Genomic DNA, 24,843 nt, shown 5'->3' on the forward strand with positions numbered 1-24,843 from the left:
ATAGGTATTATTCAATCATAATTTATCTAAAAATTAAACAATCTTATAAAATTTTATAATAAATATTGATTATCAAAAAATAATTTTAAGTTCCATAGTCTCTTTATAATTAGTGGAAATATAAAATTATGAGAAAACTGAATAGTTGATTATGTTAATTATCTACACGGGCAGGCCAGGAAGAACTTCATTTGAAGAAATGGACTATTAAATTTTCCCATGATAAAACGCATAATATCAAAGCACTTGAACTCTTGATATTATGCGTTTTTATGATTTTAGCGACCTCTCTCAGTCTCTTTCTGATTATTTCGCTTCAAATCCTTCTGCGACTGCGTCGGCAAAGTTTTCTTCTACGATGCTTGCACAGTGGTCACAGATGACTGCGTGGTAACTGCGTTCTGCTGTTGTTGGATCGATACGACGGCAACGGTCACAAACTTCACCTGCAGCACGTTTAACTGTAAAGGCAACATCCTCAAAGCTAACTGAGCCTTCTGGAGCTGCTCCTTCTACGATGGTCAATTCTGACACGATTAAAAGTTGAGCTACATTGCTGTTTACTGCTTCGAGCAAAGTTTTCACCACTTCATTTGGATAAACTGTCAAGTGTGCTTCAAGCGATTTTCCGATAACTTTTGCATTACGAGCTTCTTCCAAGGCTTTTTGAGCTTGTCCACGGAAGTCCATGAAGGCCGCCCAGGTATCCAAGATTTCTTCTTGGTTAGCAAAAATTTGTGCTTCTGGCAATTCTGACAATTGAACGAAGTCTTCAGCTTCAAACTCAAGATATGACCAGATTTCTTCCGCAGTGTGAGGAAGGATTGGTGTCAAGAGTTTTGTGATTTTAACAAGGATGTCATAAAAGACAGTCTGCATTTGACGACGTTCGAGTGATTTTGCACCTTCGATGTAGACAACGTCTTTGGCGAAGTCAAGGTAGAAGGCTGACAAGTCAACGTTGATAAAGTTCACCAAAGCCTTGTAGATAGTCAAGAATTCAAAGTTTGCATAAGCATCACGAATAGTCTTAACAAGTTGGTTAAATCGGATGGTCATATACTTATCAACAGAACGAAGTTCTTCATAAGCTACAGCATCCACAGCTGGGTTAAAGTCAGATGTATTGGCAATCAAGAAACGAAGGGTGTTACGGATCTTACGGTAGGTTTCAGAGACTTGGCTCAAGATATCCATAGAAATACGCACGTCGTTGCTTGAGTCTACACTTGTTACCCAGAGGCGCAAGATTTCCGCACCAAATTGTTTTTCTACATCGCTTGGAGCAATCGTATTTCCAAGGGATTTAGACATCTTCTCACCTTTACCATCAAGGGCAAAACCTTGTGATAAGATTTGTTTGTAAGGAGCCACGCCATGGTTGGCAACAGATGTGATCAATGATGAGTTGAACCAACCACGGTATTGGTCAGAACCTTCAAGGTAGAGGTCAGCTGGATATTTGAGTTCTGGACGGTTTACCACTACACCATTCCATGATGAGCCTGAGTCAAACCAAACGTCCATAATGTCTGTTTCTTTCTTGAACTCACCATTTGGAGAACCTGGATGGGTAAATCCTTCTGGCAAGAGGTCTTTAGCATCACGTTCCCACCAGATGAGAGAGCCGTGTTCCTCAAAGAGTTGAGCCACATGTTCAATAGTTTCAGCTGTCATGATTGGTGTGCCGTCTTCTGCATAGAAGATAGGAAGTGGAACTCCCCAAGCACGTTGGCGAGAGATGACCCAGTCGCCACGGTCACGAATCATGTTGTAAAGACGTACTTTACCCCATTCTGAGTGGAATTTCACTTTTTCAATTTCGTCCAAGATTTCTTGGCGGAATTTAGATACAGAGGCAAACCATTGTGGTACTGCACGCCAGATGATTGGTTTTTTCGTACGCCAGTCAAATGGGTATGAGTGAGAGATTTCTTCTTGAGCAAGGAGAAGATCGCCCAGTTTTTCGATAACAGTTGGTACAACCTTGTCATAGAATTGACCTTCAAAGTCAGAGCCAGCATTTGCCATCATAATACCGCGTTCATTAACCGTTACTGCAACTTCAAGGCCGTTAGCAACACCGACATTGTAGTCGTCCTCACCAAAACCTGGAGCTGTATGGACGATACCTGTACCAGAGTCAGTCGTAACGTGGTCACCAAGAATCACTAACTCATCTACAGCTGTATCCCATGGGTGAGCTGTCACAATTTTATTCAATTCTTGACCACGGTAGGTCGCCAAAACTTGAACATCAGCCCAGCCAAATTTCTCAGAAAGGCTGTTCAACAATTCTGAAGCAACCACAAATTTACGATCTTCGCCAGCTGGTTGTACCAATACATAATCAATATCTGCTCCAACTGTCAAACCACGAGAAGCTGTGATGGTAAATGGAGTTGTTGTCCAGACAACGATGTAAGTATCTGTATCTAGTACACCTTTTCCATCTTTGACGCGGTTAGCATAGTAAAGGGAAGTTGAAAGCAAGTCATGGTATTCAATTTCCGCTTCTGCAAGGGCTGACTCAGATGACCATGACCAATAAACTGGCTTGGCACCACGGTAGATATAGCCTTTTTTAGCCATTTCACCAAAGACACGGATTTGAGCCGCTTCATAGTCTGGAGTCAAGGTAACATAAGGATTTTCCCAGTCACCAGAAACACCCAAACGCTTAAAGTCTTCACGTTGTTTATCAACTTGAGAAAGAGCATACTCGCGGCAAAGTTTCAAGTACTCAACCAAGTCCATTTCTTTGCGTTTGACACCTTGTTTTGCCAAAACTTGCTCGATTGGCAGACCATGTGTATCCCAACCTGGAATATAAGGCGCATAAAAACCTGACATGGATTTTGAACGAACAATAATATCTTTAGAAATCTTGTTCATGGCGTGCCCAACGTGGATATTTCCGTTGGCATAGGGAGGTCCATCATGCAAGGTGAAATGCGGTTTTCCTTGGTTCAATTCTTGACGACGTTGGTAAAGTTTCGCTTCGTCCCACTCTTTTTGCCATAGTGGTTCTTTAGTAGGAAGTCCAGCACGCATTGGAAATTCAGTTTTTCCAAGATTTAGGGTATCTTTGAGTTTCATTATATCTCCTTTATTATATAGACAAATTAAAAACCACGAATCGCTAAAAAGGACGAAAATCGTGGTACCACCTTTGTTCGGAAAAAGACTTTGTCTTTTCCCCTCTTGTCCCGTAACGTGGGAAACGTCCAGCCTTACTGCTTTCAGACTGGATTGCTTGAGAGGATAATCTCACCACTAGGGATTGCAGGACTCACACCGTCTCCTACTCGCTGGAAATATAGTTGGTCAAATCTTGTTCTCACATTTATTTCTTATAATATTGTAACGGATTCTTGTTGTGCTCCATGGCTAGTAGTTGAAGAAGCAATTCCAGTTGCTGATGGCGATACTGAGAAATACTCTGTCACGATTTCTGAATCCTCATGTTGTGGCTCAACTGAATGAGACTGTATCTCTTCTACAAGCGTATCGATGTCTAACACATGACTTTCCGCTTGACTGCTAGCCTGCTGAGCTTCAAACTCAGCTAATTCTTTATTACCTGCTTCGATGCGGGCTTGTAACTCAGCCATTTCTTCAGGTGAAAATTGGCGAGTCACATCAATCGGCTCTTCTTCTGGTTGCGAAGGAACAGCTTCTCCCAAGACCTCTCCTACAACTTCCTTAAAGGCTTCATCACTTGTTTGGAGATAAGTCGCAGTCGGACGAAGAATGTCTTCCCAATCTGAAGATTCGACAATTGCTAACTGGCTCTCAATCGTAGATTTGAGACGTTGATGAAATACACGGCTTTTGTTTTTCAATTCCTCTGTCTCAACAGCTACTTTCTTAGCATTATCTGTTGCCTGACGTAGGATTTCATTAGCCTTGTATTTTGCCTCTTCAAGAAGGCGCTGGGCATCTTGCTCAGCCTGTTGAATAATATTGTTTGAGCGCTCTTGAGCAGCTTGCTTTACACGTTCAGCCGTATCTTGAGCAATCAAAACAGACTGGCTCAACGAATCCTTCATCTCATCAAAGTAAGATAAGCGCTCTTCTAAACTTCTAATGTGTCTTTCCATTTCGTGATTATTGCGAACTAAGTCCTCGTAATCACGAACAACAATATCAAGAAATTCATCTACTTCTTCTGGATCAAACCCTCTGAATTTCGTAGAAAAGGTTTTATCTTTAATTTCTAATGATGTAATTGGCATACTTTTCCTCACTTACTTAATAATAATTGGATAGTCAGTTTTATCTTATCCCTTTTAGTTTGCCCATTTTCTTTGACAATCTTCAGACGACCAAACTTTCTCACACTAATCAAATCCCCTACAGCTACTAGATAATCTAATCTTTCAATGGGGTGGTAGTTTACCTGAACAGATTTTTTCTCTATGAGTTGACTAGCCTGCTTTCTGGATAATTTCAAGGCACTTGATAAGAGGGCATCCAAACGAAAACTGGAAATCAAAATCTCTTGTTCTTGATAATTGATCTCAGATATTATTTTATCGGTGAAAGGACATTCCTCCAGCGACACAGGTAGTCTGGCAATCTTTTGTATCCCGTCCTGAAACAGAGGGATATAATCACGATTGACAAAAATCTGTGCTCTCTTTTCATCTACCAAGATATCACCAAAGAGCTTACGATCAATTCCTAGTTGATTGATGATTGTCCCCAAAATCTTTGCATGTGTTAGCTGTTCAAATCTACTTGGATAACGGATCTCTAGCAATGCCATTTCAAAATCTGACAGTGTCGGACTGAAATAGTCCGGATACAGAAGGACACGGACAAATTCCGTATGGATATATTCTCCGCTACTCACACAGCCCAGTCCATAGGTCCCAGCCAAAACCCTCAATATATGTTCCTGATGCGGGTTGACAAAAGCAGTGAGGACAGGAGTATAAGTATCTTCCACCCGCTTGACCCACTCTAATCCCTTATCAATAAAGGGAGCATCAGCAAGGGAAAAGTGCTGGTAAATCGCTTTATTTGTCATCATATTATCAACAAGAAACGAATCAAGCTGTCACCCAAAAAACGGACGATTAAGATTGCCAGCCAAATGGATAAATCCAAACCTCCAAATTGTAAAGGTAAACGGCGAAGTGGATCAACAATCGGTCTAACAAGCTTTTCCAGTAAACGTTCTAGTGAACTACCGTAAGAATTTGGAAACCAAGAGAGGAGTGCATAGATTAACAAAAGCAGGGAATAGATATTCACTGCATTTTGGATTAGACGAATCAGAAAAATCATTATTTCGCTCTACTTCGTTTAATATCAAAACCAAATTCTGCACTTTGAGAATCATCAGGCAACTTGATATCTTCAATATTCACAATCACATTGACTGGTGTCAACAAATACATTGTACTCGCAACTTTTTTCAGATTACCTGCCAAAACATGACGGGCACCGTCCAGATAGTCTAGACAACGACGAGCCTGAACCTCTGTCATGTACTGAAAGTCAATCAAGATACTTTCATTTCCAGCCAATAAATCCACAATCTCTGTTGCATCCTCATATTTTCTAGGATAACGAACATCAATCGTTACTTTTTCATCTGTACGATGACTTTGCATAGCCAATTCTTGTTGGCGAGCATGTAAGCGAGTGATGTTGGCATCTTTTGAAGTGGTTGATTGAAACTGCGCTGGCAGTTCTTTAGAAGCTGAACTACTCGATGAAGCAATCATCTGTTCATCCTGAGGTTGATAAGTCGCAGTTGTTTCTTCCCCATCTTCTGTAAAATAATCTATAAATTTATCAAATCTATCTTTTAAAGACATAGATCTCTCCTATTTAAAAAATGCTGTGCCAATTCGAACAAAGGTCGAACCAAATTGAATCGCTTCCTTATAGTCACGACTCATGCCCATGCTCAACTCTGTCATCGGCATATTAGGAATTTGTTTTTCCCTAATTTCTGCTTGCAGTTCCTGAGTTTTCTTGAAAATTTGTTTCAATTCATCAGAATCTGCCTCAAAAGGAGCCATGGTCATCAAACCAACATACTCAATCTGATCTAGCTGAGCCAAGTCCGGCAAAAGTTCTAGTAATTCTTCTTTTGAAAAACCATGCTTGCTTTCTTCTCCTGAAATATTGACCTGTAGGAAACACTTGATAACATGATCTGTCCTCTTTTGAATCTCCTGTGCCAATTTAAAGGAATCTAAAGCATGAAAGTAATCCACAAAAGGGATTACTTCTTTGACCTTCCGTCTTTGTAGCGTTCCAATCAAATGCCAAGTGACAGGGAATTCTTTTAACGTCTGATATTTTTCTAAAAATTTATCAACACGATTTTCACCAATATGATGAACACCCAGGGGAAGCAGGGCTTCCGCTGTTTTTACGTCCACATATTTTGTCACTGCAATAATTGAAACAGAAGCTGGATCACGATTGGCTTCTCGGCTAGCTTCAGCGACCTGCTGAAAAACGAACTCTGTATTTTTTTTCAAATCCATTGATTAACGATTCTTGAAGAATGGAGGTGTGTCCAACTCATCTTCGTCCTGATAAGTCGGTGCTTCGAAACGTTCTACAGGTGATACGACTGAATCAGTTTGACGAACGATTGATTCACGACGCAAGTCCCAATCACCAAAAGCAGAAGATTGACTTGTTTCAAAGCGTCGTTGGCTTTGTTTTGGTAATTCTGCTGTATCTTCTAGGTCAAAATGACGATCAAAATTTTGAGGGTGCGGTTGTCTTGAGGCTTCACGACGAGCCGCTTGTTTTACTGGAGAACCAACAACTTTTTCTACACGTTCTTGACGAACACCAGTCGCTACAACTGTTACACGGATTTCATCTTTCATGCTTTCGTCGATTGATGTTCCAAGCCAGATATTCACTCCTTGACCAGCTGCTTGGTTGACGATTTCTGAAGCTTCTTCCGCTTCAATCAATGTCAAATCAAGACCACCAGTAACGTTGACAATGACATCTTCAGCACCATCAATGGTTGTTTCAAGAAGTGGTGAGTAAATCGCTTTACGAGCCGCCTCAACGACACGCTCTTCTCCACTACCAATACCGATACCCATGAGGGCATTCCCTTTGTTTGCCATGACAGTTTTCACATCGGCAAAGTCAAGGTTGATCAAACCTGGGTTGGTAATCAAGTCTGTAATCCCTTGAACACCTTGGCGAAGGACGTTATCTGCTTCACTAAGAGCTTCAAGAAGCGGTGTCTTCTTATCAACAATTTCTAGCAAGTTGTTGTTTGAGATAATCAATAGAGTATCAACATGCTCGCGAAGTTCGTTGATTCCTTCTACAGCGTACTGACCACGTTTGCTTCCTTCAAATCCGAAAGGTCGTGTCACAACACCAACTGTAAGAGCTCCAAGATCTTTTGCAATGCGGGCAATAACTGGGGCAGCACCTGTTCCAGATCCTCCACCCATACCAGCAGTGATGAAAACCATGTCTGCTCCGCTAATTGCTGCTGTCAATGCTTCTTCGCTTTCTTCAGCAGCTTTACGTCCAACTTCTGGACGACCACCAGCACCCAAACCACGAGTCAACTTTGGTCCGAGTTGGATAACTGTTTCAGCTTTTGTACTGCTTAAGGCTTGTACGTCTGTGTTCGCCGCAATGAATTCTACGCCTGAAACACCTTCGTCGATCATGCGGTTAATAGCATTACCACCGCCTCCACCGACACCAATTACTTTAATAACTGCACCTTGAGCAGCTGCTGTATCAAATGAAAATGTCATAATTTCTTTTCCTCTTTTATTCATCAAACATGCTTCCGATCAAGCTGCGGAAACGGTCTGTTAATTTCGGTTTATCTTGAGAACTTGCTTGGAATTCGTCTCTTGGAGCAAGGCCACTGTCAGATGTGATTTCAGTTGCTGCAGTAGCTGGTTGCACTGGAGTTGTTTGTATAATCGGTGTCACACTTTGATTTGAAACACCAAAATTAATTGGTTTTTGGCGAAGGAATTCATCTCCTCTGACTGCCTTTTGAGCCAGAAGATTCACTTCTGTCAATTTACCTGCAAACTCAGACAAGCTGATTACATGTGCAAAAGCAGGGTTGCGAATTCCCACTTGATTTGGCACATAGAGTTTCACTCGAACACCAAACACTTCTTGCGCCAATTCGACAACTCCTGGTAAAATCGCATTTCCGCCGATCAGAACGATACCACCTGGTAGATCCAACAAGTGTCTTCTGTCTAACTCCTGTTTAATTTGATCAAAAATATGTTTGATACGTGCTGAAATAATTTCTGCCAAGTAGCTTTCTGTCACTTCAACGGGCTCTACTTCACCAATGACTTCAACTTGGAAAGTCTCGTTACTTGCTAGTGGAACATAAGCTTCACCATAGTTTAGTTTCAAACTTTCTGCGATTTTTTGGGAAGTTTTTAAGACTTTGGAAATGTCTTTAGTGACATATTCTCCACCTTCTTGGTAGATATTTGTAAATTGCAATTCTTGATTGCGAATAGTTGCAACTGTAGTCTGCCCACCACCCATATCAATCACTGTCGCGCCAAACTCACGTTCTCCCTCGTTGAGAACTGAATTTACAATCGCTAATGGTGAGATGATGACGTTGTCAACATGGATTCCCACACGCTCCACGGTTTTACGAAGGTTATGAAGAATGGTACGAGGTCCTGTGTAAAGTAAGCCACGCATTTCCAAACGCACCCCCATCATGCCACGAGGGTCACGAATACCTTGGAAACCATCCACGATAAACTCTTCAGGAATGAACGTAATCACTTCACGGTCAGGAGTCATGCTCTTTGTCAAAGCTGATTTGACAACATTTTCAACATCCTGATCTGTAATTTCTTTTGTATCTGATGTTACAGGAATCATTCCTTGAGTTGGTTCAACCTGCAAGAGGTTTGCTGGTAAACCAACATTGACAGACTTGATTGAAATTCCTGCCTTCTCTTCTGCTTGGGAAATTGCGGATTTAATTGCTGAAGCAGCAACCTCAATATCAACAATAATCCCGTCTTTGACACCTTTACTCTTGGCATTGCTAACGCCAATTACATTTACTTCACCATCTCTATGTTCGGCAACCAGCACTTTGATGGAGCTAGTTCCGATATCTAAGCCTGTAAAAAAACCATCTCTAGTCATTACATTGCATCCTCTCTGTCTTCCAAGTTTCTCACTTCTATTTTCAATAACTGTGACGGACACAGCTATTCACAAAATATTATAACACAAAAAATCCAATCGTGCTTAGTTTTTCATAAATTTCCTCTAGGTTTTTTGTAAAAGTCTTTTGAACGATTTTTCTCAGGAGCAATCATTATTTTTATATCCTTACGGCTATATTTTGCATATTTAATCAAAAAAAGAGAAGGCCTTTTTAAGCTTTCTCTTGAATCATTTTTTCTGCTCTTTGTTGCAAAAAGACCTCTACTACTTTTGCAGTCAAGCTGATTGCTACTACCAACACACTGGACACGATGAGGTAGTTAGCCAATAGTCCGTGATTCCCCACTAGTGGTGGTTTATTTAAAAATCCATAATCTCCACCTACAACCAAGTTGACAACTCCTATCAAGGCATTTAGAGAAAATGTAATCACTGTCACATTTTTCAAATTGAGCAGGGAAGCTTCATAATTCTTAAACAAGTATAGGAGCGCATTCCCCAAAAGTGCCACGTGCCCGATGATAAAGGATAGGATGGTCACATGCGGAAACGGATAAGGGTCAAAGAGCGGGTAAGCCAGAGCTGCTGTTGCTCCAAAGGTTCCTAAAAGAGCAAAGTATTGCTTGTACTTGGAAGTCCCTGGAATCAAGAGCATAACAAACATGGCGATACGGCAATGATAGAAGGGCAAACTTTCTGATAAGGGCATTTGATTCCCCCAATACCAGCTATACAGAACAATCAGTTGAAGAGACTGAAGGATCTGAATAAAGCGCTGGTAAGTCACTTTGTCGCGAAAGCGATAAGAAGCATAGAAAGTAAGAGCCAATAAACATAACAAACCAATATACCAGTGGAGTTCAAACTGGGGCGGTTCTGATATCTGTGTGGTAAATAATTGTTCCCACAAATTCATATTCTATTCCTCGTTCATCTAGCCAGAGCAGTAGAAAAGTCACTGCTCGACCTTTTTAATTTTTTTGAAAAAGCTTGATTCTATACTAAGCATAGAATACTTGCGACTTAAATTCGCAACCTATTATATCATTTGTGTAGCAGAAATGCACCTATTAAAAACCACAGTTTAAAACTTTTGGTTCTAAAACTAGATTAAACTTTCTACCAACTTGGCTAGATTCATTGAGTTCGAACCTTTGAGCAGGATTTGGTCATTGGCACCGAGGCTTTCCTTAACCTGCTTGACCATGGCTTCAAACTGGTCTTCGTCGCCTGTTTTCTTGAAGTAGTATACATGACCGATTGGGAACATTTGACTGGCCAGTTGAGCCAATTCAGCGATGTCTTCTCCATAGAAAATAACCATATCAAGCACATCTGGGGAAAGGCTCAAAATCATCTGATTATGGAGTTGAACAGACTGGTCACCGAGTTCCTTCATGTCTGCCAAGACAGCAATTTTCTTGCCTCCTTCGTTGGCTGGAATAGCCGAAAAAGTCTCCAAAATCAACTTCATCGCTGTAGGATTGGCATTATACACATCTGACAGGATATCTGCTCCATTGGCCGCTTTCTTCCACTCGGTACGGTTACGAGTCAATTCAAGATTTTGGAAAGCCTGACGAATCTGCTCCTCTGAAACTCCTTCTTGTAGAGCCACATAAGCAGCAATCATAGCATTGGTGGCATTGTACTTACCAGTTACCGGCAAGTCAAGAGCTTTTTCCAAGAAATTAGCTTTAAAGGTCAGACTGTCCTTGCGCTCAACCAAGTCTGTGATTCCCAGCTCTGCTCCTTGCCCAAAACGGACTACCTTTTTATCAGTTGGCAAGTAGTCCTCTACAATCGGGTCGGCCGGTGCCAAAAGCAAAGAACCTGAAGCCATACCGTCTGCAATTTGCATCTTCCCTTTAGCAATTTCTGAACGGTCTTTGAAAAAGGCCAAATGGGCTTCTCCAACCAAGGTCACGATGGCTGTCTTAGGATGAGCCAATTCAGACAAGAGATGAATATCTCCCAAGTGATCCTGCCCCATCTCCAAGACCAACTTTTCTGTCCCTTCAGGCATGTGGAGAACTGTGTAGGGAAGTCCAATCTCATTATTGTAATTGCCTTGAGTTTTGTAGGTTTTGTAGGTTGTTGACAGTAAATGCGCCAGCATATCCTTGGTCGTCGTCTTACCATTTGAACCTGTAACAGCAAAGACATCAACAGCCGTTTTTTCAAGATAGTAGGCTGCGAGAGTTTGAAAGGCAGACAACACATCATCTACTAGAATGTAGGGATGATTTGAAACCTTTTTCTCGGATAAGGTTACTACTGCACCATTTTCAAAAGCTGTTTCGATAAAATCGTGGCCATCACGCGCACCCTTGAGCGGAACAAACAAATCTCCTGCCGCAATTAAACGACTATCAAATTCTGCCTTAACTAGCGGACTATCTGGATAAACTGTCACATCATTTTTAGCTCCAACAACTTGTGCCACTTCGTGGATTGTTAATTTCATTTCTACTCCTTTAAAAAGGGTTGAAGCCCGAGAACTCTACTCACCTTGCAGTGATGGTTCTGACTCCTACCCTATCTTTCATTTTTATAGCAAATGCGCTTCGCGCTTGTCAAAGCTTTCCTTGGCAAGGTCAACCAAACGCTCAATTAGATCTGGGTAGCTGATTCCCATATTGTCCCAAAGTAGTGGATACATAGACCACTGGGTGAAACCTGGCATGGTATTGAGCTCGTTTAGGAAAATCTCGCCCTGATCTGTATAAAAGAAATCACAACGAGATAGACCGAGTCCACCGATAGCACGGAAGGCTGTTTCTGCATTTTGACGCATGACAGCTACTACATCATCACTAATTCTAGCTGGGATATCCATTGTAATCTTGTTGTCAATATACTTGGCATCATAGTCGTAGAAAGCAACATCCTTGACCACTTCACCAGGAAGTGTACTCTTGACATCGTAGTTGCCCAAGAGACCAACCTCGATTTCACGGGCATTCACTCCCTGCTCTACCAAGACACGGCTATCATATTGGAAGGCAAGATCCAAAGCTTGGCGGAGTTCCTCTTGGTTTTCAGACTTAGAAATACCGACACTTGAACCCATGTTTGACGGCTTAGTAAAGACTGGATAAGTCAACTTTTCCTCAACTTCAGCGATTTTAGCAGTCATATCATCCCCTTCGACGATGGCTACATAAGGAACTTGGGCAATCCCGGCGGACTCCAAGACACGCTTAGTCGTGATTTTATCCATGGCAAGGCTGGATGACAAGATATTACAGCCAACATAAGGCATTTTCAAAACTTCAAGGAATCCTTGAACAGAGCCATCTTCTCCCATCGGACCATGAAGAACTGGAAAGACCACTGCACCTTCTTCGTAGATGGCACTTGGCGCTATTTTTTTGTCCCAGTCAATAGTCGCATTGGTCATGAGACGATCCTCTTGACCTGGAGTCTGGCTAAATTCTTGCGTCTTGATAAAGTCACCTGACTGACTGATAAAGAAAGTCTTGACTGTGAAACGGTCGTAGTTGACCGCACGCATGACACTCTCAGCTGATAGTACAGAGACCTCACGCTCTGCACTACGTCCACCGTATAAAAGAATAATTGTTTGTTTCATATTACTGTCCTATTTTCTAATAGAATACTCGCACCTTAGTATATCATATTTGCTTCTTTTTTGAAACTTGAACATGGTACTGATAGTAAAGAAATATAAAAAGAGACCGATAACGACAAACTCGGTCTCCCCGTTCTTGTATAAATGAATTGAGTTCGTAAATTTGTTTACTCCTACAACTCTGTCCGATTTTCAATGGCTCGTAAGAGTGTGACTTCGTCCGCATACTCGATATCTGCTCCCACAGCTAGACCTCGTGCTAGGCGAGTAACCTTGATACCAGCTGGTTTGAGGAGGCGAGAAAGGTACATAGATGTCGCTTCCCCATCTGCCGTCGCATTGGTTGCCACAATCACCTCTGAAACCTCACTATCCATGAGACGGGTCATGAGACTCTTGAGGTTGATATCGTCTGGGCTGATACCATTCATAGGAGAAATGAGGCCGTGCAAGACATGATAGAGTCCATGGTATTCTTGGATGTTTTCCATAGCAGCCACATCGCGACTATCCTCTAGCACCAAGATGGTTGTCTGATCACGAGTCGGGTCTGTACAGATCGAGCAAGGATCATCATCCGTTAAACGGCCACAGATGGAACAATAGGTCAATTCCCGCTTAGCAGACAGGAGATTTTTGGCAAATTCATTGACATCGTCATCAGACATTCCAATGGTATAGAAGGCTAGGCGGGTAGCCGTTTTAATCCCTATACCTGGTAACTTTGAATAGCTATCAATCAGCTTGGCAATAGGTGTTGGATACAGCATAAGTTCCTTTCTAATTCATTGGATGGTGTTGGTGATAAAGATTGATAATGTCGCGTGCAATTGAAGGTCCAACACCGTTTGTTAAGTTGGTGTTATGAGGAAAGACGACTGCGACCGCGATTTGAGGATTTTCGGTCGGTGCATAGGCGACTGCGTTGGTATTGTTGGCTTTTTGACCGCCATTAACGTAACTTTCGGCAGTACCTGTCTTTCCACTGATGGATACGGCTGCGCCATTTGAAAAGGCACGACCAGTTGTCAGAGCACTCGTTCCATGCGAAACTTGATAGAAACCTTGTTGCAAGATAGCCATATCTGCTTCTGAAATATTAACCTTGTTCATTTCCTTGGTGGCTGTTTCTTGAACCAGACTGCCTAAGCCACCTTGGTCATTGTTTCCATAAACACCTTCAACGATGTGAGGAGCCAAACGCACACCATTGTTTGCAATGGTTGCGACATACTGAGCTAACTGCATCGGTGTGTAGTTATCAAACTGACCAAAAGCATTATTTAGATAGTTGGCCAAATCAAATTCTTTTGGTATGAATCCTGTTGATTCATCTGGAAGATCAATCCCCGTTGAAGCTCCGAGTCCATATTCTCCAAAGGTTGATCGCAATTTGCCCATTGCTGTCTCCAGTTGGCTCGTTGCTACCATCATATTGGGTTTATAGGTCTGTCCCATAATTCCCAAAGCTGTTTGCACCATGTAGGTATTAGAGGAATATTCCAAAGCTTCAACCGCTGTGATAGGGAAAGAACCGTATGACAAGGTATACCATGAATTGATAGGAGCCGACCCTTGGAAAACAATCGGCTGGTCTGTCAAGGTTTGATTGCCTGACAAAACTCCATTTTCCCAGCCAGAGCTGATGGTTGCTGCCTTAACAACAGAACCTGGTACAAAGACATTGGTAACTGTTCCTAGGGAGTCTGAACTTAATTTCCCTGATTCAACATCATGCTTGATACCAGACATGGCTAGAACTGCACCTGTTTTAGGATTGAGAGCGACTGCGTAGACCCCTTCAGAATATTTGGCTCCACCGTTACCCAACTCTGAGTTAAAGTAGCCCTTCAGTAGGTCATCCACACCATTCTGGAAAGCTAGGTCAATCGTTAGTTTGATATTGTTTCCTTTGCTTCCTTCCTCGACATTCTCCACACTTTCCATGTTTCCATGTTTGTCGAGATGCACTTCTTTGACAGAGCGTTTGCCTTGGAGGACATCTTCATATTGCTTTTCAAGATAAGAAGTTCCCACTCGGTCATTGAGAGAGTAGCCTTTCTTGAGATAAGCGTCAACTTCCTCAGCTGGAAGACCTGACTTTTCACTTGAAACGCTACCGACGATAGACGATAGAGAAGTGTCCAGTACTTTTCGGTCCCATGAGGTTGAAATGCTAATGCCCGGTAATTCCTTGGATGCAGAAGCCACAAGAGCAACCTGAGTATCATCTAAAGCATCTGTTGAAATGGTGCCCGTCGCAAAATTTTCAACTGCATTGAGCTGACTAAAGAGATAGATTTCTTTTTTCTGGTCATCTGTATAATTGAGTTGACTCACGTCAATGCTTTCGACCGCATTATTGTAGAGAGTCGCTTCAGATAAGCGATTTCCATCTGAATCTAGGCGTTTATCACTTGGCAGAGCCTCGACTGTTTTTTTGTATACGTCCTGGTCCGCCAAGTAGTAGTCTGCAATCTGACGGTCTGTGAGTTCAGGGGAAGTGACATTCACGTAAGTCAGCAGTTTTTTAGCCGTCTCCTTTAACTCTGCCGCCGTCATCTTATTGTTTCGTGTGAAAGAAACAACTTGTTTAAGTGTGTTTTCTACCAAGGGTTTCCCTGTTGCATCATAAATCTGCCCTCGAGCTGAGCTGGTTGTCACCCTGGTCTGACTGGCTGATGCCAACTTTGCTTCATAGAAATCTTTATTCAGTACCTGCATGTATAAGAGTCGACCGATAATGGTCATAAACAGTAGGATAACAATGGCAAACAGTAAATTAAGCCGAATCGGAATCGAATGGCTATTGAATTTTCTCATACAACTAAGACTCTTTTCTAGAAAAATTCCCGATTTTCACCTTCATTTTCAGCTAAAATAATAGAGCAAACGGGTGAAGCTCGGTACTTTTCATTGTACCATATTTTACGGAGAAACTCTTGGAAAAGGAGAAGCATTTTTTGACTTTTATCTGAAAATGCCTTTTTATTTAGTTATCCTATCTTCTATGATATAATGATGTTAATAAGCAGGTAATCGTCAACTTTTAAGAGTTTGACTCATGAAAAGGAGCTCCATGAAAAAGCAGGATATCGCAACTATTATTGATCTTCATTTTGAAGAATTAACAGAGTTAGAACAGGAAATCGCTCGTTATTTCTTGCAGGTAGATACGATTGTGGATGATCTATCGTCGCAACAGGTTACTCAAAAACTGCATGTTTCTCAAGCTGCCCTTACCCGTTTTGCAAAAAAATGTGGCTTTACTGGTTATCGAGAATTTGTTTTTCAATACCAACACCAAGCCAATAAACAGGACACCCATTCTCACAAACATAGTCCTTTGACCAAACGTGTTTTGCGAAGCTACAGCAACCTACGGGAACAAACACAGGATTTGATCGATGAAGCGCAGCTTGAACGTGTAGCTCAGTTAATTGAAAATGCTGAACGGGTTTACTTTTTTGGGACGGGAAGTTCTGGTCTGATTGCCCGTGAGATGAAGCTACGTTTTATGCGATTAGGTGTGGTCTGCGAAGCATTAACCGATCAAGATGGTTTTGCATGGACGACCAGTATCATGGATGAAAATTGTTTGGTACTTGGCTTTTCCCTATCGGGCACTACCCAATCCGTCCTAGATAGTTTGTTGGATGCCAAGGACATGGGAGCAAAGACCATTCTCTTTACCAGTTCTCCTAGCAAAGACTGTCAGGCCTACACCGAAACAGTCCTAGTCGCAAGTCATAGCCAATCTTCTTACATCCAGCGTATTTCCGCTCAACTCCCTATGCTCTTTTTAACAGATTTGATTTATGCCTACTTTTTGGAAATCAATCGAGATAGCAAGGAAAAAATCTTTAACAGCTATTGGGAAAATAAAAAACTCAACGGCTATCGTAGACAAAAACGCGTTAGAAAATCCTAGTTTGGTTGGACCAAACTAGGATTGTTTTGTTTTGAAATGATAATAGGCTCATAGGTAATTTTTCCAATCTTTCTCTTTGTGCTGATGCTTTTTTATCTGTGTTTTTTAGTTTTTCCATAAATTCTCCTTTGCTTTTTTGAATTTTTGACAACAAAAAAGGAAGTATCGGCTATTTGCTTTTACTTCCTTTCTCTAATTTTATTTAATTGTTTTGCTTCGACAAACTGGGATTTAGATTTTAACCCTTACAGAAAATAAAACGGGCTATTCTCCTGAAATGTGTTCTATAAGATTATAGTTTAATGCAAAGTGTAGCTATATAATCATTTCCATAACGTGATAATCGATGTCTTTTGTCACACGATTCATAAAAATCGATCATAGCGAGACCATTTTTTAGTTGTCCTCTAATCTGAGTTTCTAAGGTATGGCTAAATTCATATCCATATTCTGGATTGATGGTGATTTCGCCTTCCTCTTCAAGCTCTTTTGAATTAAAAGGGAGTGAAAACTTTAACAGTAATTCCTCATCAGGTTTGTCCCATACAATGTCAGCATCATACATGTATATCCAAGGGTTCATAAATCCGACCATTAACAGTCCACCCTTTTTCAATACTCGAGAGGCTTCTTTATACATATTTTCTAAATCTTCTATATATACATTTGAAACTGGATTAAAAACAATATCAAAAGTTTCATCTTCAAATGGAAAAGGTTTTGTCATATCGCCTTGAACGGTATTGATCTTTAAGCCTTCTCTTTTAGCAACCATCTCGTCTCTTTCTAATTGTGATGTAGAAAAATCCATGATGGTGACATCATAACCTTTTGCAGCAAAAACGGGACCCTGCTGACCACCACCACAAGCTAAACCTAATATCTTTTTTCCCTTGGCTTTTTCAAACCATTCTATCGGAACTTTTTTCCCAACAGTTAAGGCAACAGAAATTGGATGTTTTCTAGCTTCTTCTAATTCTTCATGTGTCAACGGCTCAGTGTAGTCATTTTTTACATTATTCCATCTATCTTCATTTAATTTTATATAATTGTTCATCTTATCATCTCCTCGTAATTTTATACTATTTCGATTTAAGGTGAATATGTTGCCATTACAGTTTTATCACCTCTACAAATTCTAATTTGTCAATTCTCATCCATCTCATTATATCACTTTTTCTTCTTGGCTTAGTTTAGTTTTTAGAAACAAAGTAAAGAGCTTGCGCCGTCTTCTAAGATTATCTTAAAGGATATCTCCTCTCATATATTCTTCTAAAGTAGGAACTCTGCTCCTATCGTTCGTTTTTTTGTAATTCTTCATTAACTTCTCATACCCATGAAGTAAGGTCGCTTAATGGTCTTGATCGGTCTTTCCTCTACTTTTCATATACCTTGACAATTTTCCTATCAGCAAAAAAAGAATTAAGCAAAACAGTTTCACTCAAGTAGTGATTAAAAGTTCTTCTTAATTCTCTAATTCCAAACTAGGATTCTTTTGTTTTGAAATGATAATAGGCACCCAACATCCCTGCTGTATTTTGGTGATGGGCAAATTCTAATCGTGTTTTTTCAGCTAGGCTTGGCACCAAGGCCGCCTTCAAGGCTGTGCGAATCTTTGGTTTGAGGATAGCCTCTTGCCCCATGATGCCGCCACCAAGAATGACTACTTCTGGATTGGCAACGTAGCAAATATTTGCCAGACCTTTTCCTAGATAGTCTACCATGCGGTCAATACCAGCCATACAGATCTTGTTTCCTTCAGTAGCTTCCTTGAAAATGCGTCGCCCATTCCACTGAGCAACTGAGTCACCATGAGCTGTTGCCACATACTCTACCAAGGCTGTCGTAGAAGCAAGATCCTGAAAAGCTCCATCCTGCATGTGCATGTAACCGACTTCGCAGGCCGAATTGCTAAATCCATGGAAGACTTTCCCATCCATAATCAAGCAACCACCGATACCAGTTCCAATGGTCAAGCAAAGAGTGACACTCGCTCCCTTGCCTGAACCAGATACTGCCTCAGCAAGACCTGCACAGTTGACATCATTTTCAATTTCACAAGGAATCGCAAAGCTCGTCTCAATTTCCTTCTTGAACTGGGTTCCTGCATAGTTAGGGATTTGCGGTCCAGCATAGAAAATCTCACCCTTATCTGGATCCACCATCCCTGCAGAAGAAATGGCAACACCTGCTACTGGGCCTTTTTCTAAATAGCTGGCTACGATATCTTTTGTCTTTTGTAAGATATGGGGTCCACCCTTATGCGCCTCAGTTGGCATTTCATGCGATTCAACAAGTTGACCTTCTTGGTCAATCAAACCATATTTGATGTTGGTTCCACCGATATCAATTGCAACGTAGTGTGTCATAAATACCTCCTTATAGATTAGAGGAAGCGCTCCTTGGTTTCACGAATCAAGGCTGCAGCTGCTTCTACAACTGGACGATCTTCTTCAGTCACTGGCGTCAATGGTGAACGAACTGAACCGATGTTAAGTCCTTCATTGATTTTCAAGACTTCTTTGATGACACAGTACATATTTCCATGAGCAGCAGTCAATTTACCAATGATTGCATTGATAGCGTATTGCAATTCACGCGCTGTTTCCAAGTCTTTCTCAGCAATCAACTCATTGAGTTTCAAGAAGAGTTCTGGCATAGCACCATAAGTACCACCGATACCAGCTTTAGCACCCATGAGTCGTCCACCTAGGAACTGTTCATCTGGACCATTAAAGACGATATGGTCTTCCCCACCAAGGCTGACAAAAGTTTGGATATCTTGAACTGGCATAGAAGAGTTCTTAACACCAATAACACGAGGATTCTTCAACATTTCAGTATAAAGACTTGGAGTCAAAGCAACACCCGCTAACTGAGGAATATTGTAAATCACGTAATCTGTGTTTGGAGCTGCAGCACTAATGTCATTCCAGTATTTGGCAACTGAGTATTCTGGCAAACGGAAGTAAATCGGTGGAATCGTTGCAATGGCATCTACACCCAAACTTTCTGCGTGGCGAGCAAGTTCCATACTGTCTTTGGTATTGTTGCAAGCAACATGAGCGATGATAGTCAATTTGCCTTTGGCAACTGCCATGACTTCTTCCAAGATCAATTTGCGATCTGCCACACTTTGGTAGATACATTCACCAGAAGAACCATTGACATAGAGACCTTGAACTCCCTTATCAATGAAGTATTGAACCAAGGCGCGCGTACGCTCTGGACTGACTTCTCCTTGATCATCATAACATGCATAGAAGGCTGGAATGACACCTTCGTATTTTTTCAAATCTGACATAGATTTTCTCCTAAGATTTCTTTTTTCTGCTGAGAGCAGTTCTATTTTTTACAAGTTTAGTATACACCTTGTGAAAATCGCTTTCAATATCTTGTATACACTTAGATTTTAGTTTCTACTTGTATTTTAGAAACTGTAACGATTGAAAGTAGTTTCAGGAACGAGTCATCCTACTGGTATTTGGCGAAAATTTTCTCCATCAATCCTGCTTGGAGAAAGACCAGCAAACCAAAACCAAAGAGGATAAAGGCCGATCCACCCAAAAGGAGAGTGAAGGCGGATAGATAAAGAACCATCACTATGAGAAAGAGAATGGCTAACATGAGGAAGAACCATGGAAAGTTAAAACTTGCCAAGATAAGCCCTTTTTGCAGCACTTCTTTCCAAGTCAATTCATAGCGCGCAGCAATGGGATAACTAGCCAACATTACGAGAGTGAGGAAGATGAGAATTCCCAAACAAATAGCTTTCACAAGCTGGAAAGGCAAAGCGGTCTGTCCCCAGAAGAGATAGAGGTCTAGAAGGCTTAATGACACAATGCCCAACTCTAACAGACCTAACTGAAGCCCCAGTTTCAGATTTTGCTTGAAAGCTCTTAGATAAGTTCTAAATACTGGTACCCGTCTGCTTCTCTTAATCTCAAACATGGTCTCATAAAGGCTGATTTTCGCCACTCCAATCGTCACAATGGGCAAACAAGAGACGACAAAAAGAAGATTGACTGTCACGATATCCAAGACCTTCTCACTGAAACGCATGAGAAAATTATCTGTATCAAATGCTGCCTTGATAAGGCTTACTCCTTTTTGTGCCATGTTTGCTCCTCCTGATTCCTTTAATCAATCAAAATTTTAAAGAGATACTTGCGAACTTTTTCTTCCATACCTGCGTAGCCATTTGGCTGGTGTGGTTCTCCTGGGAAGAAAATCGCAAAATTGTGATAGCCCAACAAGAGTGGGTATTTTTCATGACAATGGACAAAGCCAATGTCGCTCGCTTCGTCGAATGCCACTGCCTCGTCTTTGATACGTGAACCGTAGCTCGAATATTCATGTCCTTCTACCAGCAAATGCAAGTCTGCATAGTTCTTATGATGTTCAAATTGATCATTTTTAGCTTGATTGAGGACATTTTCCTGAACAACTAGAAAGACCTTATCTTCGTCAATCTCATACTTACCTAATTCAAATGAATCCTTACGGTGCTGATAGAGATAGTCGATAGCCTTGTCTAGATTGGGATGGATTCCCTTGTAAAAGGCAATGTTTTTCAAATCGTCAAAAATCATACTGTTTCCTTCGTTTCTGATAGTTAACTAAAATCATAAATTAAGTTGATAAGTGTCTAACAAAACTTCACGAAGTAACTGCATACTCTCCATTTTGTAGACACTTATAACTCTATATTCTTTTATACTCAATGAAAATCGAAGAACAAACTAGGAAGCTAACCGCAGGCAATACTTAAGTATGGCAAGGTGATGCTGACGCAGTTTGAATTCGATTTTCGCAGAGTATTATCCTTTAACAGCTCCCATAGTAATCCCTTGAGTGAAGGATTTTTGGAAGACAAGGAAGACGGTTACGATTGGTACTGCTGCAAGAGCTGCACCCGCCATGATCAAACCGTAGTTGGTTGCCATTTCGGCCTGCATGGTCGCAACCCCGAGTGAGATAGTCAAGTTTTGACGTGAAGTCAACATAACCAACTGCATAAAGTAGTCGTTCCAAGTATTGATGAAGGTAAAGATCGCAAGAGCTGCAAATCCTGGTTTCACAATTGGGAAGGCTACGCTCCAGAAGGTACGGATCTCACCACAACCGTCGATTTTAGCTGATTCAAGCAATTCTGTCGGGATATTTTCACTAAATTGTTTCATGAGGAAGACCCCGAATGGCCATCCGATCAAAGGCAAGATCACTGCCCAAAGTGTATCGTGAATTCCCATGAAATTGACGATACGTACCAATGGTACAAGGACAACTTGTTTTGGAAGAGCCATGGCAGCGATAAAGACTGCAAAGAGGATGCGTTGACCATAGAAACGTTTCTTAGCCAAGACATAACCTGCTAGAGAAGAGGTTGCACAGACTAGGAACATGGTTACTAATGAGATAAATACTGAGTTCCACATCCACTGCATAGCAGGGTTTTGCACCATGAGTTGTTGGAAGTTTTCCATGGTTGGCATTTTAGGGAACCACTGTGGCGGAATCATAATGGTATCAGGCTGTGATTTGAAGGCCCCTGTCAAGATCCAGTAGAATGGAAAGATGAACAGCACGGTCAACAAGAGCAAGATAATCGTTGAAATAACAGTGAAAGCTGTTAAGGGTTTCTTTTGTGTAGGTTGCATAACTGTCTCCTTTCTTTAGTATTCTACGTCGTTTCCGAGGATCTTGAATTGAGCAAAGCTGACAATGGCAATCATCACTGCCAAGAAGACACCGATGGTATTTGCATAGCCGTATTCTGTCAATTGGAAGGCCTTTTCGTAAAGGTAGTACATCAGTGTACTTGTTGAGTAGTTTGGACCACCAGATGTCAACAACTGAATCAAAGCGAAACATTGGAAAGAGTTGATGGTTGTGATGATCGCGATATAAAGAGTTGTTGGAAGAAGGCTAGGCCATTTGATCTTCCAGAAGACTTGAAACTCAGTCGCACCGTCAACACGCGCCGCTTCAACAAGTGAATTATCAATATTTCCCATGGCAGCGATATAAAGGATAATCGGTTGACCAACAGATGTTGTCAAAAGGATAATCATAATCGCTAGCAAAGCCCAGTTTTTGTCACCGAGCCAAGAAATATTTTGGCTGATGATGTGGCTTGACTTAAGGACAAAGTTAAGAATCCCTGATAGGGGATCATAGATCCATTTCCATACAACCGTTACGGCAACACTACCTGTAACTACAGGAAGGAAGAAGACGAAACGATAGAAAGAGCGAGCAATCGCATTTTGATGATAGGTTTGAGATGCTACAAAGAGCGAGAAGAGTACCACAATCGGAACTGATCCAATAACTAGGATAACGGTATTGATCAAAGACTTGGTAAAGACAGGATCTTTAAACATGCGAATGTAGTTGTCCAAACCAACAAACTCAAAGCTGGTCATGGAGTAGTTAAAGAAACTTGTAATGAATCCCATAATCATAGGAGCCAAGACAAAGATCACAAAGAAGAACAATACTGGTGCTAGGAAAGCGTAGGAAATCACTGTTTCCCGCATGCGAATTTTTATTGACTTTCACAGTCGGCACCTCTCTTTCAAATAGAATATTTTTTGATTTTCTTGAACTGTTTTAAAATCAAAATGAAATTTTTTAAGATTCGCTTATGTAAGAACTTCATTTTAATTTCTTGACAGTTCCTTACATTTCAAACAAAAGTCCCCCTTTTCTTACACCATAGTGCACAGGGAAAAGGGGGAATCAATCTGACTTAGTGCTTATTGTTTTGTAGCTTTTTTGATTGTTTCGTTAGCTTTTTCAGTGAAGGCTTTCAAAGCATCCGCTGGTTTTTCGTCACCATTTGATACAGATTGCAACATTGGGAACCAAAGTGTTCTCATTTCAGCAAATCCGTTGATTGTGTTGTAGTATGGTGAGTAGTATTTAGTCCAGCTGCTGATTGTTTCCATACGTTTGTCATCATAAAGTTTGCCAAATGAAGTACGAACTGGGAAGGCACCTGTACGAACTACGTCTTTAGGACCCCATTCTTTGTCATCTGCGATGAATTGAACGAATTTCTTAGCTGCTGCGACTTTCTTGTCGTCTTTGTTGTTGAATACTGCAAATCCGTTTACAAGGTATTCAAGAGCTGGTTTACCTGAGTCTGATGGGAATGGTACTTCTACCACATCTACCTTACTTGCTTCCAAGAGTTTAGCTTGGATACCATTTTGAGCTGGAGCCCAAAGGATTGTGTATGAAGTTTGACCGTTCGCAAAGTTTTGGATATCTGCCCCACCGTCAAATTGTGAACCATTGTTCAATAAACCGTCTTTGATCCAGCTAGCCGCTTTTTCAAGACCTTTGACGAATTTAGGATCGTCTGTTGTATATTTTGTTACGTCTTTGTCTGTTACAGAACCGCCATAAAGGTTTGCAATGAAGGCACGTGTTCCTTGGTCTCCCCCTTGACCAGAACTGAACAATGAACCTGGAGTGTATCCCTTGTCTTTAAGCGCTTTCAAAACTTTTTCAAAGTCATCAGTTGTCCAACCTTCTTTTACAAGGTTTGCAACTCCAGCATCTTCCAACATTTTCTTGTTCATAGCCATGTAGAATGGAGCTGAACTGATTGGATACATGTAAGCTTTGTCACCAGCCTTACTTGCTTGTACGATGTTTTCATTATTGACATCTTTGACGAATTCATCTGTGAAGAGGTCGTTCAACTCAGCCAATTTACCATTTTTACCGTATTGGATGATACGCCCTGGTGCGTCAAAGAGTACATCTGGCGCTGTTCCTGCTTCGATGGCTGTTGTGATTTTTTCAGGTCCTGACTTGAAGTCGATGGTTTCCAATTTCACTTTTACATCTGGATTTGCTTTTTCAAAAGCTTCGATGATTGATTTTTCATAAGTTCCAACACCATCGCCCGTTTTTTCTTGTGTGAAGACTGGGAATGCCCACCAAGTGATTTCTGTTTTTCCGCTATCGCTACCAGATTTTCCAGCATCTTTACTTCCACCAGAGTTACCACAAGCCGCGAGGCCAAGAATCGCAGCACCTGCAAGTACTGTACAAGCTAGTTTTCTAAATTTCATTTGTATTCTCCTAATTAATAAGCGTGTCCATATTGGAT

General features: G+C 41.2%; 23 protein-coding genes. 1 reads left to right on the forward strand and 22 read right to left on the reverse strand.

What is annotated here, in order from left to right; translation table 11 throughout:
- Nucleotides 1-306: 306 nt before the first annotated feature.
- The 13 genes from ileS to pbp2b all read right to left on the reverse strand — a co-directional run bounded on the left by ileS (nucleotide 307) and on the right by pbp2b (nucleotide 15,607).
- Entirely contained in the window at nucleotides 307-3,099 is a 2,793-nt protein-coding gene (gene ileS / locus HMPREF9965_RS06525) for an isoleucine--tRNA ligase (RefSeq protein WP_000768066.1), read from the reverse strand.
- A gap of 254 nt (nucleotides 3,100-3,353) precedes the next feature.
- Nucleotides 3,354-4,238, reverse strand: coding sequence for a DivIVA domain-containing protein (locus HMPREF9965_RS06530; RefSeq protein WP_001123199.1), 885 nt, complete (start codon nucleotides 4,236-4,238; stop codon nucleotides 3,354-3,356).
- A gap of 8 nt (nucleotides 4,239-4,246) precedes the next feature.
- Complete coding sequence (locus HMPREF9965_RS06535; protein ID WP_000988885.1) at nucleotides 4,247-5,038, reverse strand: RNA-binding protein; 792 nt, start codon at nucleotides 5,036-5,038, stop codon at nucleotides 4,247-4,249.
- The gene (locus HMPREF9965_RS06540) at nucleotides 5,035-5,295 is read right to left on the reverse strand and encodes a YggT family protein (protein WP_000576498.1); all 261 of its coding nucleotides are present in this window, start codon (nucleotides 5,293-5,295) and stop codon (nucleotides 5,035-5,037) included. Before HMPREF9965_RS06540 ends, HMPREF9965_RS06535 begins: the two co-directional genes overlap by 4 nt.
- Entirely contained in the window at nucleotides 5,295-5,831 is a 537-nt protein-coding gene (locus tag HMPREF9965_RS06545) for a cell division protein SepF (protein ID WP_000053363.1), read from the reverse strand. The genes HMPREF9965_RS06540 and HMPREF9965_RS06545 overlap by 1 nt, the downstream gene beginning before the upstream one ends.
- 9 nt (nucleotides 5,832-5,840) lie before the next feature.
- Complete coding sequence (locus HMPREF9965_RS06550) at nucleotides 5,841-6,512, reverse strand: YggS family pyridoxal phosphate-dependent enzyme (protein WP_000364413.1); 672 nt, start codon at nucleotides 6,510-6,512, stop codon at nucleotides 5,841-5,843.
- A 3-nt stretch (nucleotides 6,513-6,515) separates the two neighbouring features.
- Nucleotides 6,516-7,772: a cell division protein FtsZ gene (gene ftsZ / locus HMPREF9965_RS06555; RefSeq protein ID WP_004243484.1), complete on the reverse strand. Its 1,257-nt coding sequence runs from the start codon at nucleotides 7,770-7,772 to the stop codon at nucleotides 6,516-6,518.
- Nucleotides 7,773-7,788: 16 nt separating this feature from the next.
- Complete coding sequence (ftsA, locus tag HMPREF9965_RS06560; protein ID WP_000196349.1) at nucleotides 7,789-9,165, reverse strand: cell division protein FtsA; 1,377 nt, start codon at nucleotides 9,163-9,165, stop codon at nucleotides 7,789-7,791.
- Nucleotides 9,166-9,400: 235 nt separating this feature from the next.
- Nucleotides 9,401-10,105, reverse strand: coding sequence for a TIGR02206 family membrane protein (locus HMPREF9965_RS06565; protein WP_001055274.1), 705 nt, complete (start codon nucleotides 10,103-10,105; stop codon nucleotides 9,401-9,403).
- A 189-nt stretch (nucleotides 10,106-10,294) separates the two neighbouring features.
- On the reverse strand, nucleotides 10,295-11,656 hold the full coding sequence (locus HMPREF9965_RS06570) for a UDP-N-acetylmuramoyl-tripeptide--D-alanyl-D-alanine ligase (RefSeq protein WP_000778758.1): 1,362 nt from the start codon (nucleotides 11,654-11,656) through the stop codon (nucleotides 10,295-10,297).
- An 84-nt stretch (nucleotides 11,657-11,740) separates the two neighbouring features.
- Complete coding sequence (locus HMPREF9965_RS06575; RefSeq protein WP_000814657.1) at nucleotides 11,741-12,784, reverse strand: D-alanine--D-alanine ligase; 1,044 nt, start codon at nucleotides 12,782-12,784, stop codon at nucleotides 11,741-11,743.
- Nucleotides 12,785-12,957: 173 nt separating this feature from the next.
- Nucleotides 12,958-13,554, reverse strand: coding sequence for a recombination mediator RecR (recR, locus tag HMPREF9965_RS06580; RefSeq protein WP_000966754.1), 597 nt, complete (start codon nucleotides 13,552-13,554; stop codon nucleotides 12,958-12,960).
- Nucleotides 13,555-13,564: 10 nt separating this feature from the next.
- The gene (pbp2b, locus tag HMPREF9965_RS06585; protein ID WP_001224850.1) at nucleotides 13,565-15,607 is read right to left on the reverse strand and encodes a penicillin-binding protein PBP2B; all 2,043 of its coding nucleotides are present in this window, start codon (nucleotides 15,605-15,607) and stop codon (nucleotides 13,565-13,567) included.
- A gap of 256 nt (nucleotides 15,608-15,863) precedes the next feature.
- Here pbp2b and HMPREF9965_RS06590 point away from each other — a divergent pair, with 256 nt between their 5' ends.
- On the forward strand, nucleotides 15,864-16,715 hold the full coding sequence (locus HMPREF9965_RS06590) for a MurR/RpiR family transcriptional regulator (RefSeq protein ID WP_000743706.1): 852 nt from the start codon (nucleotides 15,864-15,866) through the stop codon (nucleotides 16,713-16,715).
- Here HMPREF9965_RS06590 and HMPREF9965_RS13345 read toward each other — a convergent pair.
- From HMPREF9965_RS13345 to HMPREF9965_RS06630, 9 genes are all read right to left on the reverse strand, one after another.
- On the reverse strand, nucleotides 16,702-16,833 hold the full coding sequence (locus HMPREF9965_RS13345) for a hypothetical protein (RefSeq protein WP_000413176.1): 132 nt from the start codon (nucleotides 16,831-16,833) through the stop codon (nucleotides 16,702-16,704). The two genes, HMPREF9965_RS06590 and HMPREF9965_RS13345, sit on opposite strands and share 14 nt — an antisense overlap.
- Nucleotides 16,834-17,007: 174 nt before the next feature.
- Nucleotides 17,008-17,772 (reverse strand): class I SAM-dependent methyltransferase, encoded by a 765-nt coding sequence (locus HMPREF9965_RS06595; RefSeq protein WP_001067285.1) that lies wholly within the window; start codon nucleotides 17,770-17,772, stop codon nucleotides 17,008-17,010.
- Between the two features lie 427 nt (nucleotides 17,773-18,199).
- The gene (locus HMPREF9965_RS06600; protein WP_000150244.1) at nucleotides 18,200-19,084 is read right to left on the reverse strand and encodes an ROK family protein; all 885 of its coding nucleotides are present in this window, start codon (nucleotides 19,082-19,084) and stop codon (nucleotides 18,200-18,202) included.
- A 17-nt stretch (nucleotides 19,085-19,101) separates the two neighbouring features.
- On the reverse strand, nucleotides 19,102-20,019 hold the full coding sequence (locus tag HMPREF9965_RS06605; RefSeq protein ID WP_001281468.1) for a dihydrodipicolinate synthase family protein: 918 nt from the start codon (nucleotides 20,017-20,019) through the stop codon (nucleotides 19,102-19,104).
- A 170-nt stretch (nucleotides 20,020-20,189) separates the two neighbouring features.
- On the reverse strand, nucleotides 20,190-20,834 hold the full coding sequence (locus HMPREF9965_RS06610; RefSeq protein ID WP_000057507.1) for a YesL family protein: 645 nt from the start codon (nucleotides 20,832-20,834) through the stop codon (nucleotides 20,190-20,192).
- 20 nt (nucleotides 20,835-20,854) lie between these two features.
- A complete protein-coding gene (locus HMPREF9965_RS06615; protein ID WP_000575426.1) occupies nucleotides 20,855-21,307 on the reverse strand; it encodes a YhcH/YjgK/YiaL family protein in 453 nt (150 codons plus the stop codon).
- 228 nt (nucleotides 21,308-21,535) lie between these two features.
- On the reverse strand, nucleotides 21,536-22,375 hold the full coding sequence (locus HMPREF9965_RS06620) for a carbohydrate ABC transporter permease (protein ID WP_001183243.1): 840 nt from the start codon (nucleotides 22,373-22,375) through the stop codon (nucleotides 21,536-21,538).
- 15 nt (nucleotides 22,376-22,390) lie between these two features.
- Nucleotides 22,391-23,257, reverse strand: a complete 867-nt coding sequence (locus HMPREF9965_RS06625) for a carbohydrate ABC transporter permease (RefSeq protein ID WP_001209417.1) — start codon at nucleotides 23,255-23,257, stop codon at nucleotides 22,391-22,393.
- Nucleotides 23,258-23,476: 219 nt separating this feature from the next.
- A complete protein-coding gene (locus HMPREF9965_RS06630) occupies nucleotides 23,477-24,805 on the reverse strand; it encodes an ABC transporter substrate-binding protein (protein WP_000672107.1) in 1,329 nt (442 codons plus the stop codon).
- Nucleotides 24,806-24,843: the final 38 nt, after the last annotated feature.

It is taken from the genome of Streptococcus mitis bv. 2 str. SK95 (assembly GCF_000222705.1).
GTDB classification, from domain to species: domain Bacteria; phylum Bacillota; class Bacilli; order Lactobacillales; family Streptococcaceae; genus Streptococcus; species Streptococcus mitis_AY.

Bases quoted from the DNA above. Each gene is read 5' to 3' on its own strand.
- HMPREF9965_RS06565 (WP_001055274.1), bottom strand. From the start codon at position 10,105: ATGAATTTGTGGGAACAATTATTTACCACACAGATATCAGAACCGCCC.
- ileS (WP_000768066.1), bottom strand. From the start codon at position 3,099: ATGAAACTCAAAGATACCCTAAATCTTGGAAAAACTGAATTTCCAATG.
- HMPREF9965_RS06530 (WP_001123199.1), bottom strand. From the start codon at position 4,238: ATGCCAATTACATCATTAGAAATTAAAGATAAAACCTTTTCTACGAAA.
- HMPREF9965_RS06600 (WP_000150244.1), bottom strand. From the start codon at position 19,084: ATGACACACTACGTTGCAATTGATATCGGTGGAACCAACATCAAATAT.
- HMPREF9965_RS06590 (WP_000743706.1), top strand. From the start codon at position 15,864: ATGAAAAAGCAGGATATCGCAACTATTATTGATCTTCATTTTGAAGAA.
- HMPREF9965_RS06570 (WP_000778758.1), bottom strand. From the start codon at position 11,656: ATGAAATTAACAATCCACGAAGTGGCACAAGTTGTTGGAGCTAAAAAT.
- ftsZ (WP_004243484.1), bottom strand. From the start codon at position 7,772: ATGACATTTTCATTTGATACAGCAGCTGCTCAAGGTGCAGTTATTAAA.
- HMPREF9965_RS13345 (WP_000413176.1), bottom strand. From the start codon at position 16,833: ATGGAAAAACTAAAAAACACAGATAAAAAAGCATCAGCACAAAGAGAA.
- HMPREF9965_RS06595 (WP_001067285.1), bottom strand. From the start codon at position 17,772: ATGAACAATTATATAAAATTAAATGAAGATAGATGGAATAATGTAAAA.
- ftsA (WP_000196349.1), bottom strand. From the start codon at position 9,165: ATGACTAGAGATGGTTTTTTTACAGGCTTAGATATCGGAACTAGCTCC.
- HMPREF9965_RS06545 (WP_000053363.1), bottom strand. From the start codon at position 5,831: ATGTCTTTAAAAGATAGATTTGATAAATTTATAGATTATTTTACAGAA.
- HMPREF9965_RS06630 (WP_000672107.1), bottom strand. From the start codon at position 24,805: ATGAAATTTAGAAAACTAGCTTGTACAGTACTTGCAGGTGCTGCGATT.
- HMPREF9965_RS06620 (WP_001183243.1), bottom strand. From the start codon at position 22,375: ATGCAACCTACACAAAAGAAACCCTTAACAGCTTTCACTGTTATTTCA.
- HMPREF9965_RS06540 (WP_000576498.1), bottom strand. From the start codon at position 5,295: ATGATTTTTCTGATTCGTCTAATCCAAAATGCAGTGAATATCTATTCC.
- HMPREF9965_RS06610 (WP_000057507.1), bottom strand. From the start codon at position 20,834: ATGGCACAAAAAGGAGTAAGCCTTATCAAGGCAGCATTTGATACAGAT.
- recR (WP_000966754.1), bottom strand. From the start codon at position 13,554: ATGCTGTATCCAACACCTATTGCCAAGCTGATTGATAGCTATTCAAAG.
- HMPREF9965_RS06615 (WP_000575426.1), bottom strand. From the start codon at position 21,307: ATGATTTTTGACGATTTGAAAAACATTGCCTTTTACAAGGGAATCCAT.
- HMPREF9965_RS06575 (WP_000814657.1), bottom strand. From the start codon at position 12,784: ATGAAACAAACAATTATTCTTTTATACGGTGGACGTAGTGCAGAGCGT.
- pbp2b (WP_001224850.1), bottom strand. From the start codon at position 15,607: ATGAGAAAATTCAATAGCCATTCGATTCCGATTCGGCTTAATTTACTG.
- HMPREF9965_RS06625 (WP_001209417.1), bottom strand. From the start codon at position 23,257: ATGCGGGAAACAGTGATTTCCTACGCTTTCCTAGCACCAGTATTGTTC.
- HMPREF9965_RS06550 (WP_000364413.1), bottom strand. From the start codon at position 6,512: ATGGATTTGAAAAAAAATACAGAGTTCGTTTTTCAGCAGGTCGCTGAA.
- HMPREF9965_RS06605 (WP_001281468.1), bottom strand. From the start codon at position 20,019: ATGTCAGATTTGAAAAAATACGAAGGTGTCATTCCAGCCTTCTATGCA.
- HMPREF9965_RS06535 (WP_000988885.1), bottom strand. From the start codon at position 5,038: ATGATGACAAATAAAGCGATTTACCAGCACTTTTCCCTTGCTGATGCT.